We start from the raw sequence: 1,203 nt of genomic DNA, 5'->3' as shown, positions 1-1,203 counted from the left end.
GCGCGGTAATGCGCGCGCGCAAATTGACGCCCCACAGGTCATTGTCTTTGCTGGGAACCACGGGATCACAGCTCAGGGTGTCAGTGCCTTTCCTGCTGAGGTCACAGTGCAAATGGTTGCTAATTTCGAGGCAGGCGGTGCAGCGATCAATCAATTGTCCAAGCTTGCTGGCGCGCAGATGGATGTTCATGCGCTTGATCTGGAACAGCCAACCGCAGATTTCACGCAAGGCCCTGCAATGGATGAGGCCGCATTTTTGGCTGCGTTCTTAACGGGCTGGGGGGCTGTTGATCCAACTTCTGACCTTTTGCTGGTGGGAGAAATGGGGATCGGCAACACCACTGCCGCTGCGGCGATGGCCTGCGCGCTGTTTGGTGGCACGGGGGGCGATTGGGTTGGTCGCGGCACGGGTGTGGATGATGCGGGCCTTGCGCGCAAGGCGGATGTGGTGGCGCGGGGGATTGCCGCGAACCCTGAGGCGCGGAGCGATCCATTGACGGCTTTGCGATGCTTGGGCGGGCGCGAGATTGTTGCCATGGCGGGCGCGATTGCTGCGGCGCGCGCAAACTGCATCCCTGTTATCCTTGATGGATTTATCTGCACTGCGGCGGCCGCCTGTTTGGAGCAGGCCCAAAAGGGTGCATTGGATCATTGTGTGGCAGGCCATCTCTCAGCTGAGGGAGGACATCGCAAATTGCTGGACGCGATTGGCAAAGAGCCTTTGCTGAACCTTGGATTGCGTCTTGGTGAAGGTAGCGGGGCCGCCTTGGCCATTCAAATTCTTAAAGGGGCGCTTGCCTGCCACTCAGGCATGGCGAGCTTTGCTGAAGCTGGCGTCAGCGCGGGTTAAGAGGCATCCCGCGCACCGCCGCGTGACAGCTTGCCCGAAAGTGCGCTGGCATCACCGCGCGCGCGGCGGCGATCTGTCGGGCCTTCCCCCATGGCATTCTCCCGCGTGGCTTCGTCTAATGCGCTGAGCAGCGCCGCCTCAAGGTTCGCGTTCAATTCGCGCGCGCGTTCCATATAGGCGGGGTTCTCGGCAATCGGCACGCCTGGTTTCCACAGTTCCGCCAAATCGCGCAGATTTTGGCGGTCATGGCGGTAAAAGGCCACCTCCATTTCATGGGCCTCGTAATCAGACAGGCCCATATCCTCAAGCACATAGCGCGCGGCCCGCAGTGAGCTGTCGAACATCTCGCGCAC

At 60.8% G+C, this 1,203-nt stretch carries 1 protein-coding gene and 1 pseudogene; one reads left to right on the top strand and one right to left on the bottom strand.

Features of this window, described 5'->3' with window-relative positions:
• The coding region (gene cobT / locus ACR0B3_RS24110; RefSeq protein ID WP_480811253.1) for a nicotinate-nucleotide--dimethylbenzimidazole phosphoribosyltransferase at nucleotides 1–850 on the top strand (850 nt) is incomplete at its 5' end.
• On the opposite strand, the pseudogene ACR0B3_RS24105 reads toward cobT, so the two are convergent.
• Nucleotides 847–1,203: pseudogene (locus tag ACR0B3_RS24105) on the bottom strand (hypothetical protein); the annotation flags it as partial. The gene cobT and the pseudogene ACR0B3_RS24105 overlap by 4 nt on opposite strands.

It is taken from the genome of Ruegeria sp. CE9 (genome assembly GCF_056537425.1).
The sequence above is the reverse complement of the archived record's forward strand: the minus strand, read 5'-3'. Positions and strand labels throughout refer to the sequence as shown.